This is a genomic window from Streptomyces sp. NPDC050743 (assembly GCF_044456925.1).
GTDB lineage: Bacteria > Actinomycetota > Actinomycetes > Streptomycetales > Streptomycetaceae > Streptomyces.
Genome location: NZ_JBITGJ010000046.1, coordinates 1 through 15,287, shown reverse-complemented (window position 1 = coordinate 15,287; position 15,287 = coordinate 1). Strand labels below are relative to the sequence as shown.

At 71.3% G+C, this 15,287-nt stretch carries 12 protein-coding genes and 1 pseudogene; 8 read left to right on the top strand and 5 right to left on the bottom strand.

Features of this window, described 5'->3' with window-relative positions; genetic code table 11:
• Nucleotides 1-27: 27 nt before the first annotated feature.
• Nucleotides 28-999, bottom strand: coding sequence for an O-antigen ligase family protein (locus ACIBJF_RS32645; protein WP_399179146.1), 972 nt, complete (start codon nt 997-999; stop codon nt 28-30).
• Between the two features lie 397 nt (nt 1,000-1,396).
• Between ACIBJF_RS32645 and lnt the strand changes: the two genes are divergently transcribed.
• The 4 genes from lnt to ACIBJF_RS32625 all read left to right on the top strand — a co-directional run bounded on the left by lnt (nt 1,397) and on the right by ACIBJF_RS32625 (nt 6,442).
• Entirely contained in the window at nt 1,397-3,007 is a 1,611-nt protein-coding gene (gene lnt, locus ACIBJF_RS32640) for an apolipoprotein N-acyltransferase (RefSeq protein ID WP_399179144.1), read from the top strand.
• 89 nt (nt 3,008-3,096) lie between these two features.
• Nucleotides 3,097-3,576 carry an NUDIX domain-containing protein gene (locus tag ACIBJF_RS32635; RefSeq protein ID WP_356314745.1) on the top strand — a complete coding sequence of 160 codons (480 nt, stop codon included), beginning with the start codon at nt 3,097-3,099 and terminating at the stop codon, nt 3,574-3,576.
• A gap of 54 nt (nt 3,577-3,630) precedes the next feature.
• Nucleotides 3,631-4,446, top strand: coding sequence for a 3-hydroxybutyrate dehydrogenase (locus ACIBJF_RS32630; protein ID WP_399179142.1), 816 nt, complete (start codon nt 3,631-3,633; stop codon nt 4,444-4,446).
• Nucleotides 4,447-4,522: 76 nt separating this feature from the next.
• Nucleotides 4,523-6,442: a helix-turn-helix domain-containing protein gene (locus ACIBJF_RS32625; RefSeq protein WP_399179140.1), complete on the top strand. Its 1,920-nt coding sequence runs from the start codon at nt 4,523-4,525 to the stop codon at nt 6,440-6,442.
• A gap of 287 nt (nt 6,443-6,729) precedes the next feature.
• Here the strand turns inward: ACIBJF_RS32625 and ACIBJF_RS32620 are convergent, their stop codons facing one another.
• From ACIBJF_RS32620 to ACIBJF_RS32605, 4 genes are all read right to left on the bottom strand, one after another.
• Entirely contained in the window at nt 6,730-8,109 is a 1,380-nt protein-coding gene (locus ACIBJF_RS32620; protein WP_399179139.1) for an MFS transporter, read from the bottom strand.
• An 817-nt stretch (nt 8,110-8,926) separates the two neighbouring features.
• Entirely contained in the window at nt 8,927-9,067 is a 141-nt protein-coding gene (locus ACIBJF_RS32615; protein ID WP_399179137.1) for a hypothetical protein, read from the bottom strand.
• A gap of 481 nt (nt 9,068-9,548) precedes the next feature.
• Nucleotides 9,549-10,148 (bottom strand): hypothetical protein, encoded by a 600-nt coding sequence (locus ACIBJF_RS32610; RefSeq protein ID WP_399179135.1) that lies wholly within the window; start codon nt 10,146-10,148, stop codon nt 9,549-9,551.
• A gap of 318 nt (nt 10,149-10,466) precedes the next feature.
• Entirely contained in the window at nt 10,467-10,856 is a 390-nt protein-coding gene (locus ACIBJF_RS32605) for an STAS domain-containing protein (RefSeq protein WP_399179133.1), read from the bottom strand.
• Between the two features lie 175 nt (nt 10,857-11,031).
• Here ACIBJF_RS32605 and ACIBJF_RS32600 point away from each other — a divergent pair, with 175 nt between their 5' ends.
• From ACIBJF_RS32600 to ACIBJF_RS32585, 4 genes and pseudogenes are all read left to right on the top strand, one after another.
• The gene (locus ACIBJF_RS32600) at nt 11,032-11,472 is read left to right on the top strand and encodes a pyridoxamine 5'-phosphate oxidase family protein (protein WP_399179131.1); all 441 of its coding nucleotides are present in this window, start codon (nt 11,032-11,034) and stop codon (nt 11,470-11,472) included.
• A gap of 175 nt (nt 11,473-11,647) precedes the next feature.
• Nucleotides 11,648-13,909 (top strand): formate C-acetyltransferase, encoded by a 2,262-nt coding sequence (gene pflB, locus ACIBJF_RS32595; protein ID WP_399179129.1) that lies wholly within the window; start codon nt 11,648-11,650, stop codon nt 13,907-13,909.
• Nucleotides 13,906-14,685 carry a pyruvate formate-lyase-activating protein gene (pflA, locus tag ACIBJF_RS32590; RefSeq protein ID WP_399179127.1) on the top strand — a complete coding sequence of 260 codons (780 nt, stop codon included), beginning with the start codon at nt 13,906-13,908 and terminating at the stop codon, nt 14,683-14,685. Before pflB ends, pflA begins: the two co-directional genes overlap by 4 nt.
• Nucleotides 14,686-14,812: 127 nt before the next feature.
• Nucleotides 14,813-14,950: pseudogene (locus tag ACIBJF_RS32585) on the top strand (universal stress protein); the annotation flags it as partial.
• Nucleotides 14,951-15,287 lie beyond the last annotated feature (337 nt).

The following is a 15,287-nucleotide window of genomic DNA, read 5'->3' as shown; positions in this document are numbered from 1 at the left end:
CGCGGGCGGCGTGGGCCACGACACCGCTCAGAGCCGGGACTCCACGCCGTCGCGCGCCCACGGCCGCGCCGTCGCCCAGCCGGCCAGCAGCCCGGCGCCCACGGTCACCGTGGTGAAGCTGAGCGCGTTGCTCACCGTGGCGAACACGGCCAGCACCGTCAGGGTCGCGCCGGCGGTCAGGGCGACCGGGGTGGAGCGAGGAGAGCGCCACAGCGCGTGCAGCACCCAGCAGAACGCGGCGACGAACAGGAGCGCCCCGACGACACCCTGCTCCGCCGTCAGCTGCAGCAGGGCCGAGTGCGGCCTGACGTCGGCGGAGGGCGTCTGCGGGGCCGTGCCGCCCAGTTCGCCGAACCGTCCCGGACCGACGCCGAGCCCCCGGTTCCGGCCCGCCAGACGCAGGGCGTTGTGCCACAGCGCGACCCGGTGCGCGGTCAGCCGGCCTTCGAGCACCCGGGCGAGTCCGTGGGGCAGCTCGTCGGCGGCGACAGCCCAGGCCGTCCCGGCCGCCAGCGCCGCCGCCACCGCCAGGCCCAGCAGCCACAGACCCCGGCGGGACACCGAGCGCGCGGCGAGCGAACACAGCAGTACGGCCGTACTCGACACGCACCCCGCCACCGACCCCAGCACGCCCCCGGCCAGCACGATCCCGACGGCCAGCAGCCGCAGCACCAGCCTCAGCTCCGGTACGGACGTCGCCCATGCGGCGCAGCACGCGGCACCCGTGGCCAGCACCAGCAGGGCGGCCGTGCCACCGGCGTGACCGAGCGGGGCGGCGTACCGGGGACCTGCGGAGAGACCGGGCAGGGCCACGGCCAGGGTCAGTCCTGCGGCGGCGCCGGCGCACGGAGCGGCCACCGGCAGCAGTGCCCCGGACACCCGGCCGACGGCATGGCCGGCGGCCACGGCGAGCACCGCGAGCAGCACGCCCTCGGGCCGTCCGTCATGCGCCGCCGCGGTGATCAGCGACCAGCCGGCGCAGGCGCCCAGCAACATCATGCCCGCACCGTCAGAAACGTTTCGTCTGACGTCGACCGCGCCCGCATCCACACCGGCCGCGGACCTCGTCCCCGTCGACCCCACCGCTGCCCCTCGTCCCCGGTCCCCACCCCTGCCCCAGGCCACGGCCGGGCACGACGCCGGATTCGGCCGCACTGCCGAGGCTGGGCTCACCGTAGCGGCTGATGACCGGTTTGAGCACGAGATGCGGCGAAAGTCGCGGAGAGGGTGGGGGTGGCGGGGCGATGCCTGCCGCCCGGACGGGGCGCCCGGCACGGCACCGGCGCGCCGGCCGGCAGGGAGGGCGGCGACCAGGGACAACCATGGCCGGCGGCGCCGGTCCCGGCCCTCGAACCGCGCTGTCGGCGGCCAGGGCAGCCGCCGTACACTCACCCGGGTGACCGTCACCGCAACTTCCGTTGACCAGCCGGACCGGCTCCAGCCGTCCCCCGCGCCCAGCGCGTTCCGCGGCCGCCTGCTCCGTCTGGTCCCGGCCGTCGCCTCCGCGCTCTGCGGAGTGCTGCTCTACGTCAGCTTCCCGCCGCGCACCCTGTGGTGGCTGGCGCTGCCCGCCTTCGCCGGATTCGGCTGGGTGCTGCGCGGCCGTGGCTGGAAGTCGGCCCTCGGCCTCGGCTACCTCTTCGGGCTGGGCTTCCTGCTGCCGCTGCTGGTGTGGACCGGTGTGGAGGTCGGTCCCGGTCCCTGGCTGGCCCTCGTCGCCATCGAGGCGATCTTCATCGCGCTGGTGGGCGTCGGTGTCGCCGCCGTGTCCAGGCTGCCGGCCTGGCCGGTGTGGGCGGCCGCCCTCTGGATCGCGGGCGAGGCGGTACGCGCGCGTGTACCCTTCCGGGGATTCCCGTGGGGCAAGATCGCCTTCGGACAGGCCGACGGCGTCTTCCTGCCGCTCGCCGCGGTGGGAGGCACGCCCGTGCTGGGCTTCGCGGTCGTGCTGTGCGGATTCGGGCTGTACGAGGCCGGCCGGCTGATCGCCGAACGGCGCCGGACGCACGCCGTACGGCGCGGTGCGGCCGCCGCCGCGCTGCTGAGCGTGGCCGTCCCGGTGGCGGGCGCGGTCGCGGCCCGGCCGCTGGTCAGCGACAAGGCCGAGGAAGGCACCCGGACCGTCGCGGTCATCCAGGGCAACGTGCCGCGCTCCGGGCTCGAGTTCAGCGCCCAGCGGCGGGCCGTGCTCGACTACCACGTGCGCGAGACGCTCAGGCTCGCCGCCGACATCAAGGCGGGCAAGGCCCCGAAGCCCGACTACGTGCTGTGGCCGGAGAACTCCTCCGACATCGACCCCTTCAGCAACCCCGACGCCGCCACGGTCATCTACGGCGCCGCCAAGGCGGTCGGCGTGCCCATCTCGGTGGGCGCGGTCGTCGAGAAGGACGGCAAGCTGCTCAACGAGCAGGTCCTGTGGGACCCGGTCAAGGGACCCACGCAGACCTACGACAAGCGGCAGATCCAGCCGTTCGGCGAGTACCTCCCGCTGCGCGGGCTCGTCGGCGCGGTCAACAAGAACTGGACCGGCATGGTCCGGCAGGACTTCAGCCGCGGCAGCACCCCGGGCGTGTTCGACATCGACGGCGCCAAGGTGGGCCTCGCCACCTGCTACGAGGCCGCGTTCGACTGGGCCGTGCGGGACACGGTCACCCATGGCGCGGAGATGATCTCCGTGCCGAGCAACAACGCGACCTTCGACCGCAGCGAGATGACCTACCAGCAGCTCGCCATGTCCCGGATCCGCGCCGTCGAGCACAGCCGCACCGTCACCGTGCCGGTGACCAGCGGCGTCAGCGCGGTCATCATGCCGGACGGGAAGATCACCCAGCGGACCGGCATGTTCGTGCCCGCCTACCTCGTCCAGAAGGTGCCGCTGCGCACGTCCAAGACCCCCGCCACCGAGCTGGGCATCCTCCCGGAGATCGCCCTGGTGCTGGTCGCCGCGGGCGGCGTCGGCTGGGCGATCGGGTCCGGACTGCGCCGTCGGCGCGCCGGTGGCGCGTAGCCGTACGACCGGCATACGCCCCCTGAAATGGTGCGTACGCCCGCTGAGCCGCCAGGAGGACATGGGTCCGGCCCGTTAGGGTCGGGCCCATGGCTACTCCTGACTTCATCCGCACGCTCCGGGCCTCCGCCGGCCGGCAACTGCTCTGGCTTCCCGGGGTCACCGCGATCGTCTTCGACGACGAGGGCAGAGTGCTCCTGGGCCGGCGGGCCGACACCCGCAAGTGGTCGGTGATCGGGGGCATTCCGGAGCCCGGTGAGCAGCCCGCGGCCTGTGCCGTGCGGGAGGTCTTCGAGGAGACGGCGGTGCACTGCGTGGCCGAACGGGTCGTCCTCGTCCAGGCCCTGCAGCCGGTCACCTACCCCAACGGTGACCAGTGCCAGTACATGGACATCACCATCCGCTGCCGGGCCGTCGGCGGCGAGGCCCGGGTCAACGACGACGAGTCCCTGGAAGTGGGCTGGTTCACGGTGGACGCCCTGCCCGAGCTCCACGAGTTCGGCCGCTTCCGGATCAAGCAGGCGATGTCCGAGGCACCCACATGGTTTGACCCTACGACTGTCGGCTGAAGTATGGGTGGTCACCACATGTAGTGGCGGGTGGGCTCCGCTTAGGGTCGGCACATGACCTCGTCCAGCCTCCCGCCCGGCCTCGGCCCCCAGCCCCTCGCCCTCGACCTCGGCGGCCGTACCGCCCTCGTCACCGGCGCCGCAAGCGGCATCGGCCGCGCCTGCGCGCTGCGGCTCGCGGCCGCCGGAGCGAAGGTGCGGGCCGTCGACCGGGACGCCGCCGGTCTGGCCGAACTGGCCCAGCACGCGGAACGGGCCGGTGACCTGCCGGGAACCGTCGAACCGCACGTCGTGGACCTCACCGACCTCGACGCCGCCGAACGCGCCGCCGCCGACGCCGATGTGCTCGTCAACAACGCCGGCCTGCAACTGGTGCGCCCCATCGAGGAGTTCCCGCCCGAGGTCTTCCACACCGTGCTGACCGTGATGCTGGAGGCGCCGTTCCGCCTCATCCGCGGCGCCCTGCCGCACATGTACGCGCAGGGCTGGGGCCGGATCGTCAATGTGTCCTCCGTGCATGGTCTGCGCGCCTCTGCCTTCAAGGCGGCGTATGTGGCCGCCAAACATGGTCTGGAGGGACTGTCGAAGACGGCCGCGCTGGAAGGCGCCGCCCATGGGGTGACCTCGAACTGTGTGAACCCGGCCTATGTGCGCACGCCCCTGGTGGAGAAGCAGATCGCCGACCAGGCGCAGGCGCACGGCATCCCAGAGGAGCGTGTGCTGTCCGAGGTCCTGCTGAAGGACAGCGCGCTGCGGCGGCTCATCGAACCGGAGGAGGTCGCCGAGGCCGTGGCCTACCTGTGCAGCCCGCAGGCCTCCTTCGTCACCGGCACCTCGCTGGTGCTCGACGGCGGGTGGACGGCCCACTGAAGCGCCCGGCGGCGCCGGGCCCGGGAGTTTTCCACAGGCCTGACGGGCCGCCCGGCCGATGCGGAATCCTGTGACCATGTCTCGCGATCACGTTCAGTCGGCACCCATCGGCAGCGCCGAGGCCGCCTACCTCGAGCTGCTGGCCCGCGACGCCTCCGCGGAGGCGTACGAGCAGCCGGTGCTGCTCGCCCGCGCCGAGGGCGGCCTCGCCGACCGGATCGCCGCGCTGGAGCGGGCCAAGCTGCTCGCCCTGCGGGTCCGGGCCGAGCTGGAGGGGCGTCGGCGCCGCGAGGCGGAGCTGTCCGCACTGTTCGAGACCGCTCACGACCTCGCGGGCCTGCGCGATCTCGACGCCGTCCTGCAGGCCATCGTGCAGCGCGCTCGCTCCCTGCTCGGCACGGACGTCGCCTACCTCACCCTGAACGACCCGGCGCGCGGCGACACCTACATGCGCGTGACGGAGGGTTCGGTCTCCGCCCGCTTCCAGCAGCTGCGCCTCGGCATGGGCGAGGGCCTCGGTGGACTGGTCGCCCAGACGACCCGGCCGTACGTCACGGACGACTACTTCAAGGACGCCCGCTTCCAGCACACCCGCACCATCGACGCCGGCGTCCGCGACGAGGGCCTGGTCGCCATCCTCGGCGTCCCCCTCATGCTCGGCCCGCACGTGATCGGCGTCCTCTTCGCCGCCGACCGCAGGGCACGCGTCTTCGAACGCGAGCAGATCGCCCTGGTCGGCTCCTTCGCCGCGCTCGCCGCGGCCGCGATCGACACCGCCAACCTGCTCACCGAGACCCGGGCCGCCCTGGCCGGTCTGGAGCGCGCCAACGAGATCATCCGGGACCGCAGCGCGGTCATCGAGCGCGCCTCCGACGTCCACGACCGGCTCGCCGAACTCGTGCTGCGCGGCGGCGGGGTGCACGACGTGGCCGCCGCCGTCTCCGAAGTCCTCGACGGCACCGTGGAGTTCTGCGAGGCCGACGCGGCACCGGCCGAGGCGCTGGAGGCGTCCCGCGCCGAGGGACACGCCGTACGGCACGGCGACGACTGGATCGCCGCGGTCGCCGCGGGCGGTGAACTCCTCGGCGCGCTGGTGCTGCGCGGGCATCCCGGTCTCGACCCCGTCGACCAGCGCACCCTGGAGCGCGCGGCCATGGTCACCTCGCTGCTGCTGCTCGCCCGTCGCTCGGCGGCCGAGGCCGAACGGCGAGTGCGGGGCGAACTGCTGGACGACCTGCTGGACGCACGCGACCGGGATCCGCGCCTGCTGCGCGAGCGCGCCGCCCGGCTGCACGCCGACCTGGACGCCACCCATGTCGTCCTCGCCGCACGTCTCGACGGCCCGGCGGCCGACGCCGACGAAGAGGCCGCGGCCCGCCGGCGCCTGTGGTCGGCCGCCTCCCACCTCGCCGCGACCCGGCACGGCCTGGCCGCCGCGCGTGACGGCGGCACCGTGCTGCTGCTGCCGCTCGCCGCCGGCCACACCGCCACGGAGCTGGCCCGGCGCACCGCCCGCCAGCTGGGCACGGCCGTCCACCAGCCGGTCACGGTCGGCGCCTCCGCCCCCGTCACCGAGCTCACCACCCACCCCGAGACCATCGCCACCGCCTATGCCGAGGGCCGCCGCTGCCTGGACGCGCTGCACCTGCTGGGCCGGGCCGGGGACGGCGCGGCGGCCGAGGACTTCGGCTTCCTCGGCCTCCTCCTCGCCGGCGATCGGGACGTCGCCGGTTTCGTCGACCGCACCATCGGCCCGGTCGTGTCCTACGACGAGCGACGGGGTACGGAACTGCTGCGCACCCTCGACGCGTACTTCGACTGCGGGATGAGCCCGGCCCGGACCAAGGACGCGCTGCACGTCCACGTGAACACGGTCGCCCAGCGGCTGGAGCGGGTGGGCCGGCTGCTGGGCGAGGACTGGCAGACCCCGGCCCGCGCCTTGGAGATCCAACTCGCCCTGCGACTGCACCGGTTGGCGGCCCCGAACAGACGCTGACCCCCGCACGGGCCCGCCGTGCGGGGGCAGGGGAGCGGATGTGTTCACGGAGAGCCACGGCGGCCGGCGGAGCCCTGCGCCGGCCGGGCCAAGCCCCGCACCGGCCGGGCGGAGCGGGGCTGGTCCGATGGAGCCGCGCTCCGGTCGGATGGAGCCGTGCCGGGCTGCGCCGGTCGGGCGGAGCTGTGCCGGTCGGGCGGAGCAGTGCCGTTCCGGCGGGGTTGCCGGCCGGGCGGAGCCGCGCTGGTTGGGCGGAGCCGCGCCCGGCCGGGCGGAGTTGCTTCGGGTCAGACCGTGCGTGCCTGCGCGGTCTGCCCGGCAGCGGCGGACTCGCCGCCCTCGGCCTCGACGCGGGCGAGGTCCCGGTGCCGCGTCTCCCGCGCCACGCCCACGGCGATCAGGGTCAGTACCGCTGCGGCGATCACATACAGGGCGATCGGGGTGGAGCTGCCGTAGTCGTCGAGCAGTGCGGTGGCGATGAGCGGGGCCGGCGCGCCGGCCGCCACGGAGGCGAACTGGGCGCCGATGGACGCGCCCGAATACCGCATCCTCGTGGCGAACATCTCGGCGAAGAAGGCGGCCTGGGGCGCGTACATCGCGCCGTGCAGCACGAGCCCGACGGTCACGGCGAGGATCAGGTAGCCGAACGACCCGGTGTCCACGAGCGAGAAGAACGGGAACATCCACAGGCCGACACCGGCCGCGCCGAGCAGGTACACGGGCCGCCGCCCGACCCGGTCGGACAGCGCGCCCCAGGCCGGGATGACGGCGAAGTGCACGGCGGAGCCGATGAGTACGGCGTTGAGCGCGGTCTGCTTGGACACTCCGGCCGAGGTGGTGGCGTAGACGAGGATGAAGGCGGTGATGACGTAGTAGCTGATGTTCTCCGCCATGCGGGCGCCCATGGCCACCAGCACGTCCCGCCAGTGGTTGCGCAGCACGGAGACGAGCGGCAGCTTCTCCGCCTCCTGCGTCCGCCGGGACTCCGCCCGCGCCAGCGCCTCCTTGAACACGGGCGATTCGTCGACGGACAGCCGGATCCACAGACCGACGATCACGAGCACCCCGGAGAGCAGGAACGGAATTCGCCAGCCCCAGGTGCCGAAGGCGTCGTCGGAGAGCACGGCGGTCAGCAGCGAGAGCACACCGGTGGCGAGCAACTGCCCCGCCGGCGCGCCGGTCTGCGGCCACGAGGCCCAGAAACCGCGCCGCCGCGCGTCCCCGTGCTCCGACACCAGCAGGACGGCACCGCCCCACTCGCCGCCGAGCGCGAAGCCCTGGACGAGCCGCAACGCGGTCAGCAGCACGGGCGCGGCGGCCCCGACCGTGGCGTGCGTGGGCAACAGCCCGATGGCGAACGTCGCCCCGCCCATCATCACCAGGCTCAGCACCAGCAGCTTCTTGCGCCCCAGCCGGTCACCGTAGTGCCCGAACACGAGCGCCCCCAGCGGGCGGGCGGCGAAACCGACGGCATACGTCAGGAACGACAGCAGCGTCCCGACGAGCGGATCGGAGTCCGGGAAGAACAGCTTGTTGAACACCAGCGCGGCGGCGGAGCCGTAGAGGAAGAAGTCGTACCACTCGATGGTGGTGCCGATGAGGCTGGCGGCGACGATACGGGGGAGACTGGCGGGGGTTGGGGGAGCGGATGTTGCTTCGGATGCCATGTGCGCCACTTCCTCGTGTGCGGTGGGGACGGGTACGTGTCGGCACACGGTAGGAAGATGCAGGTCAAGGGCACATGTGGTGGGCCACCATAGTTCGTGGGTCGACTATGCGCGTGGCCACCATGCCGGCACAGGGAAGAGCGGTTCAGGGGCTCGCAAGTGATCGAAACCGGCACTGTCCGAGACGCGCAGTTCAGGGTGACTTGATGGTGCGGGTGCTGACTCCCGTGCTGACTCCCGTGCTGGTTTGGGGCTGACTGAAAGCCCACGTCAACTAGCAATGATTGAGGCGAGTGGCGAGTTGCTGGACCGGCAACGGTCCGGATCTTGGGCTGAGAGTCGATGTGCTGTCTGTACGTCGTCTGCCCCTGGCTGGGAGGAGCCGGCCAAGCGGTGTCTGAACCCTCTCCGGCTCGGCAGTACGCAGCACGCAGCACGCAGCACGCAGCACGCCGTCGATGCCGGAAGCGCCGGCCTTGCCGAACTCGCTCGCGTTCCCGACTGGTCGAGGGGCAGCCGGGGCCTATGGACGCGTGGAATGACATCGGCCCGGCTCTAGGGGGAGCCTGCGTAGTCCGTGTAGGTTCCGGCCCAGCGAGATGAGGTGCAGGAACGGTCGCTACGGAGTCTGGCCAGGTGAGATCTGGCCAGTTACGTAAGGCGGCTTCACGGGTTGCAGTCGCCTTGGGCGTGAAAGCGCTCTGGGCTGTGCTGGTGAAGGTGCTTGACCATTACGGAGTGCGATTTGCTTCTGCCTCACTTCCTGCCTCCCGGCTTTCAAGCCTGCCGAACTCGTCTGAGGCAGAGCTCCGAGGCCCTACTCCTCATCCCGGCAGGCGGCGAGATAGTCCGCCCAGCTGTCCTGCGCGTACCGAGTCCAGGCACGCACGGTGTTGGAGTGGATGCCGAACAGGTCGCTGACGACGATGGGTGGGAGGTCGGCGACGGCCTCGATCATGGCGGTGTTGCCGCACTGAGGACGGGCAGCCCGTACTGGTTCTTGAGCGAGTGGATCGATGCGGCGTTTCCGGGCCGACTCGGTGGCCGCCCTGGCAGGAGGAAGCGTGCTTCCGCGTCGGCCCGCTGGCCGCCAGGGGAGGCGTGTCCCCGGTGCGACCGACCGGACCTTGGTTGGTGCCGCAGCGCGAACATGGTCGGGTTGCGGTGGCGGGGCTGGTAGCAGGTGCGGCAGAGGGTGTCGAGGGGCCGGGTCGTCTTCACTTTCATCACCTCACCGCAGTCTTCGCATCGGCGGGAGGGCCGTGGAGTGCAGGAGGCGTAGTGGATGGCGCCTCCCCGGGCCTCGACGTGGCGACCGTGCCGGCGCTGGCGGCAGAACTTCCGAGTGCCCCGCGGTAACACCCGGAGGGACGCCACCTCGGCGGTGGTGTCCCTCTCCGACGGCATGACCGAGGTCGCTCGAGCATGGGGTTCGACGGTCAACTGGTCTTGTGGCCCCACTGCGGCCCGACCAGGGTCCACTCCCTGTCCCACTCCTTGATGCGCCGACGGTCGAGGTACCCACGGCCGACGCTCCCGATCCCGAACACCACGCCGCTCAGGGCGAGGGCGGCGGAGGCTCCAAAGAGCCCCGCCTCGACCGCCGCCTTGCCGGGCGTCGGGGGCTGTGTGCTCAGCCTCCCCCGGGTATCGATCCAGATCCTGACCGTGGAGCCGGCCTTCTTCCCGGTGGTCACCAGCGTCATGCCGCTGCGCGTGGAGCCGTCGAAGTTCGTCCAGCGGACCCTTGCCGATGCCAGGTCTCTGCCCATCCTCGAGGTCGCGGTGCGCGGGACGTCATCGAGGAGAACGGCGCGGAGGGGGGTCCGTTCGGCCCGTTGCTGGGCGAAGACCTGGTCGGCTGCATGGGCCGTCACCACACCGACCGCCGTGCCACCCACCGCGATGAGCACCCATACGGCCAGCATGAGCCATGCCTCGAGGACGTCGTCGCGACGCCGGACCGGGTTACTCCGCCATCGCCACAGCGGTACCCTCGTTCGCTTGCGCTTCCTGTTCGCGGGCTTGTCCTCGCGCATCTCTCCGCACCTCCTCGTCGTCACACACACGAAGGTGACAGCGGCGGCCTTGCGGTGACATGGGCCGGTCAGGTGGAGGCGAAGGGCCGATCGGGCCAAGCCCAGGCCGATGGTGGGCCGTTCGGCCCAGCACCCGTACGGCTCGTTGACCCGCCGTGGTGCTGTCCTCGGGTACGGCCCGGAGGCCCGGCCACTCCGCGGCGTGCACGGGATCAGGTGGGGTGACGCTCAACGACCGGGCCGCTTGAGTAGCCGTGATCCTGGAGCCGCGGCCACTCCGATGGCCTCGTGCGGTTGCGGGTTGCGCCCTCAGAATTATCAGCCCACTGAGGCGGTGAGGACCCCGCCGAGCACAGCGGCCAAGGCTTCGGGCAGGTGGTCGTACATCTCGAACACGCCATCCAGCCCCGCACCACGAAGAATTCGAAGGAACTGGTTGCTGTCAGTGACAAGCCGCAGCCGACCGTGCCGTTCCATGACCCTGTTCCGCGCCCGGCACAGCATCCCGAGTCCGGCACAGTCGACGAAGGACACGGCACGGAGGTCCAGCACGAGGTCGGGGAGAACGACGGCCGTCAGATCGTCCAAGCGTGCTCCAAGGGGCGCTGCCGTGAGGATGTCGATCTCACCGCGCAGCTCCAGGACGGTCGTCCCGCCGACGGCACGCTCGGTGTGGCGGGGTGCGAACGAGATGAGGGTTTCGACCATGGTCAGAGGAAATCCGGGCCGATGTGCGTGTCGGAAGGGCCGTCCGGCCCCCTTCGCCGCCACGCTTCCTCGGGCCGCTCTCCGGCCAAGGCGGGACCCGTGGCCCTCACCCGCGGCTGCCGGCGGGCTCAGCATGGAGTGTGATCCCCTCACCGGGCGAAGGACGGCCTGACTCATGTACCCGAACGATGGTTTCCGCGAACTCGGTCGTCACGAGTGCCTGCGCCTGCTGGCGACGGCGCCCATCGGCCGCATCGTCTACACGCGCAAGGCGCTGCCCGCGGTCGTGCCGGTCAACTTCGGCCTGGACGCCGACGGAGCGGTACTGCTGCGCACCTCGATGGCCTCCGAGCTGGCCCGCGCAGTCGACGGCGCGGTCGTCGCGTTCGAGGCGGACGCGACCGATGTGGAGACGCACTCCGGCTGGAGCGTCGTCGTCACCGGCCGGGCCGAGACCGTGACGGATGCGGCCGAGGCGGCCCGCCTGGAGCGGATCGGCCCGCGCTCCTGGGCTCCCTCGCCCGAGGAGGTCTTCGTGCGCATCGAGCCTGAACTGGTCACCGGGCGCGAACTCGTCGGGGGCCGCACGATGTACGGCCTCAACCTCTCCGCCTGACTGCTGGTCATCTGCGCCGTGACCTGGCCCGAAGGGCCCAACGGTGCGGGGCCGGACGGCGCGGCGACGGGTTCCCGCCGACCCTGCCCGGCGCGGTGGCACGCGAGGAGCATCGTCAGTGGAGCCGCTCACGGAACCGTCCGTGTGCGGTGTCGCGAACGATGCGGAGGCAGTGATGACCGTGGCAACCCGTCCGGACGTGGACGCACCCGCCGAGGCCTGGCGTGGATTCGCCGGCCGGCGCTGGCGCGAACGGATCGACGTACGCGACTTCATCCAGGCCAACTATACGCCGTACGAAGGCGGTCCGGAGTTCCTGACCGGCCCGACCGAGCGCACGCTCGCCGTCTGGCACAAGGTCAGCGCCCTGTTCCCCGAGGAGCGCCGCAAGGGCATCCTCGACGTGGACACCGCCACCCCTTCCACGATCACCTCGCACGCCCCTGGCTACATCGACCGGGAGCGCGAGCTGATCGTCGGACTCCAGACCGACGCCCCGTTGAAGCGCGCGATCATGCCGAACGGCGGGCTCCGGATGGTCGAGAACGGCCTGAAGGCGTACGGCTACGAGCCCGACCCGTTCGTGACCAAGGTCTTCGGTACCCACCGCAAGACCCACAACGACGGCGTCTTCGACGCCTACACCCCCGAGATGCGAGCCGCCCGCAAGGCCGGCATCATCACCGGGCTCCCGGACGCCTACGGCCGGGGCCGGATCATCGGCGACTACCGGCGCGTCGCTCTGTACGGCACCGACCGGCTGATCGAGGCCAAGCGGGCCGAGCGCGCCCTGCTGGACGGCCGGCCCTCCGCCCCGCACATCATCCGTGACCGCGAGGAACTCGCGGAGCAGATAAGAGCGTTGGGAGAGCTGGCGCGGATGGCAGCCTCCTACGGCTGTGACGTCACCCGCCCCGCGTCCACCGCCCACGAGGCCGTGCAGTGGCTCTACCTCGGCTTCCTGGCCGCGGTGAAGGAGCAGAACGGCGCCGCGATGTCGCTCGGCCGCACCTCGACCTTCCTGGACATCTACCTCCAGCGCGACCTCGATGAGGGGCGTATCGACGAGACCCGGGCCCAGGAGCTGATCGACGACTTCGTGATCAAGCTGCGGATCGTGCGCTTCCTGCGCACACCCGAGTACGACCAACTGTTCTCCGGCGACCCCACCTGGGTGACGGAGTCCATCGGCGGCATCGGCACCGACGGCCGCACACTCGTCACCCGCAGCTCCTTCCGCTTCCTGCAGACCCTCTACAACCTCGGGCCCGCGCCGGAGCCGAACCTCACGGTGCTGTGGTCGCCGCAGCTGCCCGAGGACTTCAAGCGGTTCTGCGCCCAGGTCTCGATCGACACGAGCTCCATTCAGTACGAGTCCGACGACCTGATGCGCCCGCGCACCGGCGATGACACCGCCATCGCCTGCTGCGTGTCGGCGATGGCGGTGGGCAGGCAGATGCAGTTCTTCGGCGCCCGGGTCAACCTCGCCAAGGCGCTCCTGTACGCGATCAACGGCGGTCGGGACGAGATGACCGGAGAGCAGATCGCACCCGAGATGCCCGCCCTGGCAGGGGGGTACCTGGACTACGAGGAACTGTCGGCGGCGTACGACCGGATGCTGGACTGGCTGGCGAAGACGTACGTCAACACGCTCAACGTCATCCACTACATGCACGACAAGTACGCCTACGAGCGCATCGAGATGGCCCTGCACAACCACCCCGTCCACCGCTACATGGCATGCGGCATCGCCGGGCTCTCCGTGGCCGCCGACAGCCTGTCAGCCGTCAAGTACGCCCGCGTGAAGGTGGTCCGGGACGACACCGGGCTGGCCGTGGACTACAAGGTCGAGGGCGCCTACCCGGCGTACGGCAACAACGACGACCGCGCCGACCGCCTCGCCGTCGGCCTGGTGGAATCCTTCATGGCCAAGGTGCGCAGGCACCCCACCTACCGGGACGCCGAGCACACCCAGTCGGTACTGACGATCACCTCGAACGTGGTCTACGGCAAGCACACGGGCAACACCCCCGACGGGCGGCGTGCCGGACAGCCCTTCGCCCCCGGAGCCAACCCGATGAACGGCCGCGACCGGCACGGTGTCGTCGCCTCGGCCCTGTCCGTGGCGAAGCTGCCGTACGAGGAGGCCCGGGACGGCATCTCGCTGACCACGACCATCACACCCGAGGGACTGGGCCACAATCCCACGGAGCGGGCCGGAAACCTGGTCGGCATCCTCGACGGGTACATGACCTTCGGTGGTTTCCACATGAACGTCAACGTGCTGAACCGGGCGACGCTCGAGGACGCCATGGAACACCCTGAGAAGTACCCCGAGCTGACGATCCGGGTCTCCGGATACGCGGTCAATTTCGTCCGGCTCACGCGTGAGCAGCAGCTCGACGTGATCAGCCGCACCTTCCACGGGTCGCTGTGAACACCGCGGCGACCTCAGCGGCACGGCAGGCGGTCCCGGCGACGGGACCGCTCACGGGCCGGGTGCACTCCTGGGACCTGTCCACCGGCGTGGACGGTCCCGGGACCCGGTTCGTCCTGTTCGTCAGCGGCTGCCCGCTGCGCTGCCTGTACTGCGCCAATCCGGACACCTGGCACATGCGCGACGGCCGGGAGACCTCGGTCGACAAGGTCATGGGGGAGATCGAGAAGTACCGGGGTTTCCTGGCCACTGCCGGGGGAGGGGTGACCTTCACCGGCGGGGAGCCGCTGCTCCAGCCGGCATTCACCGGCTCCCTCCTGCACCGCTGCAAGGAGGCCGGACTTCACACGGCCCTGGACACCTCCGGCTTCCTCGGCACGCGTGCCTCCGACGAACTCCTCGCCGACACAGACCTGGTGCTACTGGACATCAAGTCGTTCGACGCCGCCACTTACCGCGAGCTCACCGGCGGCCGGCTGGCCCCCACGCTCAACTTCGCCACCCACCTGGACCGGCTGGCCGTCCCCGTGTACATCCGTTACGTCCTCGTCCCAGGCTGGACAGACGACCCGTCCGCCGTGGACGCTCTCGGCGCCTTCCTGGCCGGGCTGAGCAACGTCGACCGGGTGGACGTCCTGCCCTTCCACAAACTCGGCGCCCACAAGTACGACGCTCTGGGTATCGACTTCCCGCTACGCGACACGCCCGTGCCCGATCCGGAGCTGACGGAACGCGTGCGCGAGCAGTTCCGGGAGCACGGGCTGCGGGCGTTGTGAGTAGGCCCATCTCCTGCGCGCGTTCACCCACGCGTGGGCCACACGGCCTCCGCACAGGGACCTGAGGCCTCTCCTGTCCCAAGTACACGGCCTCGACACTGAATTCGAGACTTTGAAGGAGGCCGGGATGCCCCGCACCATCACCGCAGGCCTGGACGGATCCTCGGAGAGCCTGACCGCCGCCGAATGGGCGGCCAGGGAAGCCCTGCTCCGAGACCTCCCGCTGCACTTGGTCCACGCCCTTGGACGGCAGCTCTACGCGCCCCTGGACGGCGTGGTCGCGGTGGTCGACAACCTCACCTACCGCCTGGACGACAGCCACGTCCAGCCTGCCGAACAGGCCCTGCACGGCTAGGTCGATGACTGGCTGCGCAAACTGTGAGGGGAGGCGGACCGCCGTGACCGGCGAGGTCCTGGTCGCGTACGCGACGACGAACGGATCGACCGCGCAGATCGCCGAAGCCGTCGCCCAGGTCCTGTGCAAGGAGGGGCTGACGGCCGAGGCACAGCGTCTCTAATCAGCTAAGCGATCCCGTGCGGACCGTGAGGTCTGACACGGGTTCTGCCCACCTGGGCGGGGACGCATGAGCGTGGAGATGGAA

Excerpts from the sequence above, each read along its gene's own strand:
- ACIBJF_RS32645 (WP_399179146.1), bottom strand. The coding sequence starts at position 999 with ATGATGTTGCTGGGCGCCTGCGCCGGCTGGTCGCTGATCACCGCGGCG.
- ACIBJF_RS32635 (WP_356314745.1), top strand. The coding sequence starts at position 3,097 with ATGGCTACTCCTGACTTCATCCGCACGCTCCGGGCCTCCGCCGGCCGG.
- ACIBJF_RS32630 (WP_399179142.1), top strand. The coding sequence starts at position 3,631 with ATGACCTCGTCCAGCCTCCCGCCCGGCCTCGGCCCCCAGCCCCTCGCC.
- ACIBJF_RS32625 (WP_399179140.1), top strand. The coding sequence starts at position 4,523 with ATGTCTCGCGATCACGTTCAGTCGGCACCCATCGGCAGCGCCGAGGCC.
- ACIBJF_RS32620 (WP_399179139.1), bottom strand. The coding sequence starts at position 8,109 with ATGGCATCCGAAGCAACATCCGCTCCCCCAACCCCCGCCAGTCTCCCC.
- ACIBJF_RS32615 (WP_399179137.1), bottom strand. The coding sequence starts at position 9,067 with ATGATCGAGGCCGTCGCCGACCTCCCACCCATCGTCGTCAGCGACCTG.
- ACIBJF_RS32610 (WP_399179135.1), bottom strand. The coding sequence starts at position 10,148 with ATGCGCGAGGACAAGCCCGCGAACAGGAAGCGCAAGCGAACGAGGGTA.
- ACIBJF_RS32605 (WP_399179133.1), bottom strand. The coding sequence starts at position 10,856 with ATGGTCGAAACCCTCATCTCGTTCGCACCCCGCCACACCGAGCGTGCC.
- ACIBJF_RS32600 (WP_399179131.1), top strand. The coding sequence starts at position 11,032 with ATGTACCCGAACGATGGTTTCCGCGAACTCGGTCGTCACGAGTGCCTG.
- pflB (WP_399179129.1), top strand. The coding sequence starts at position 11,648 with ATGACCGTGGCAACCCGTCCGGACGTGGACGCACCCGCCGAGGCCTGG.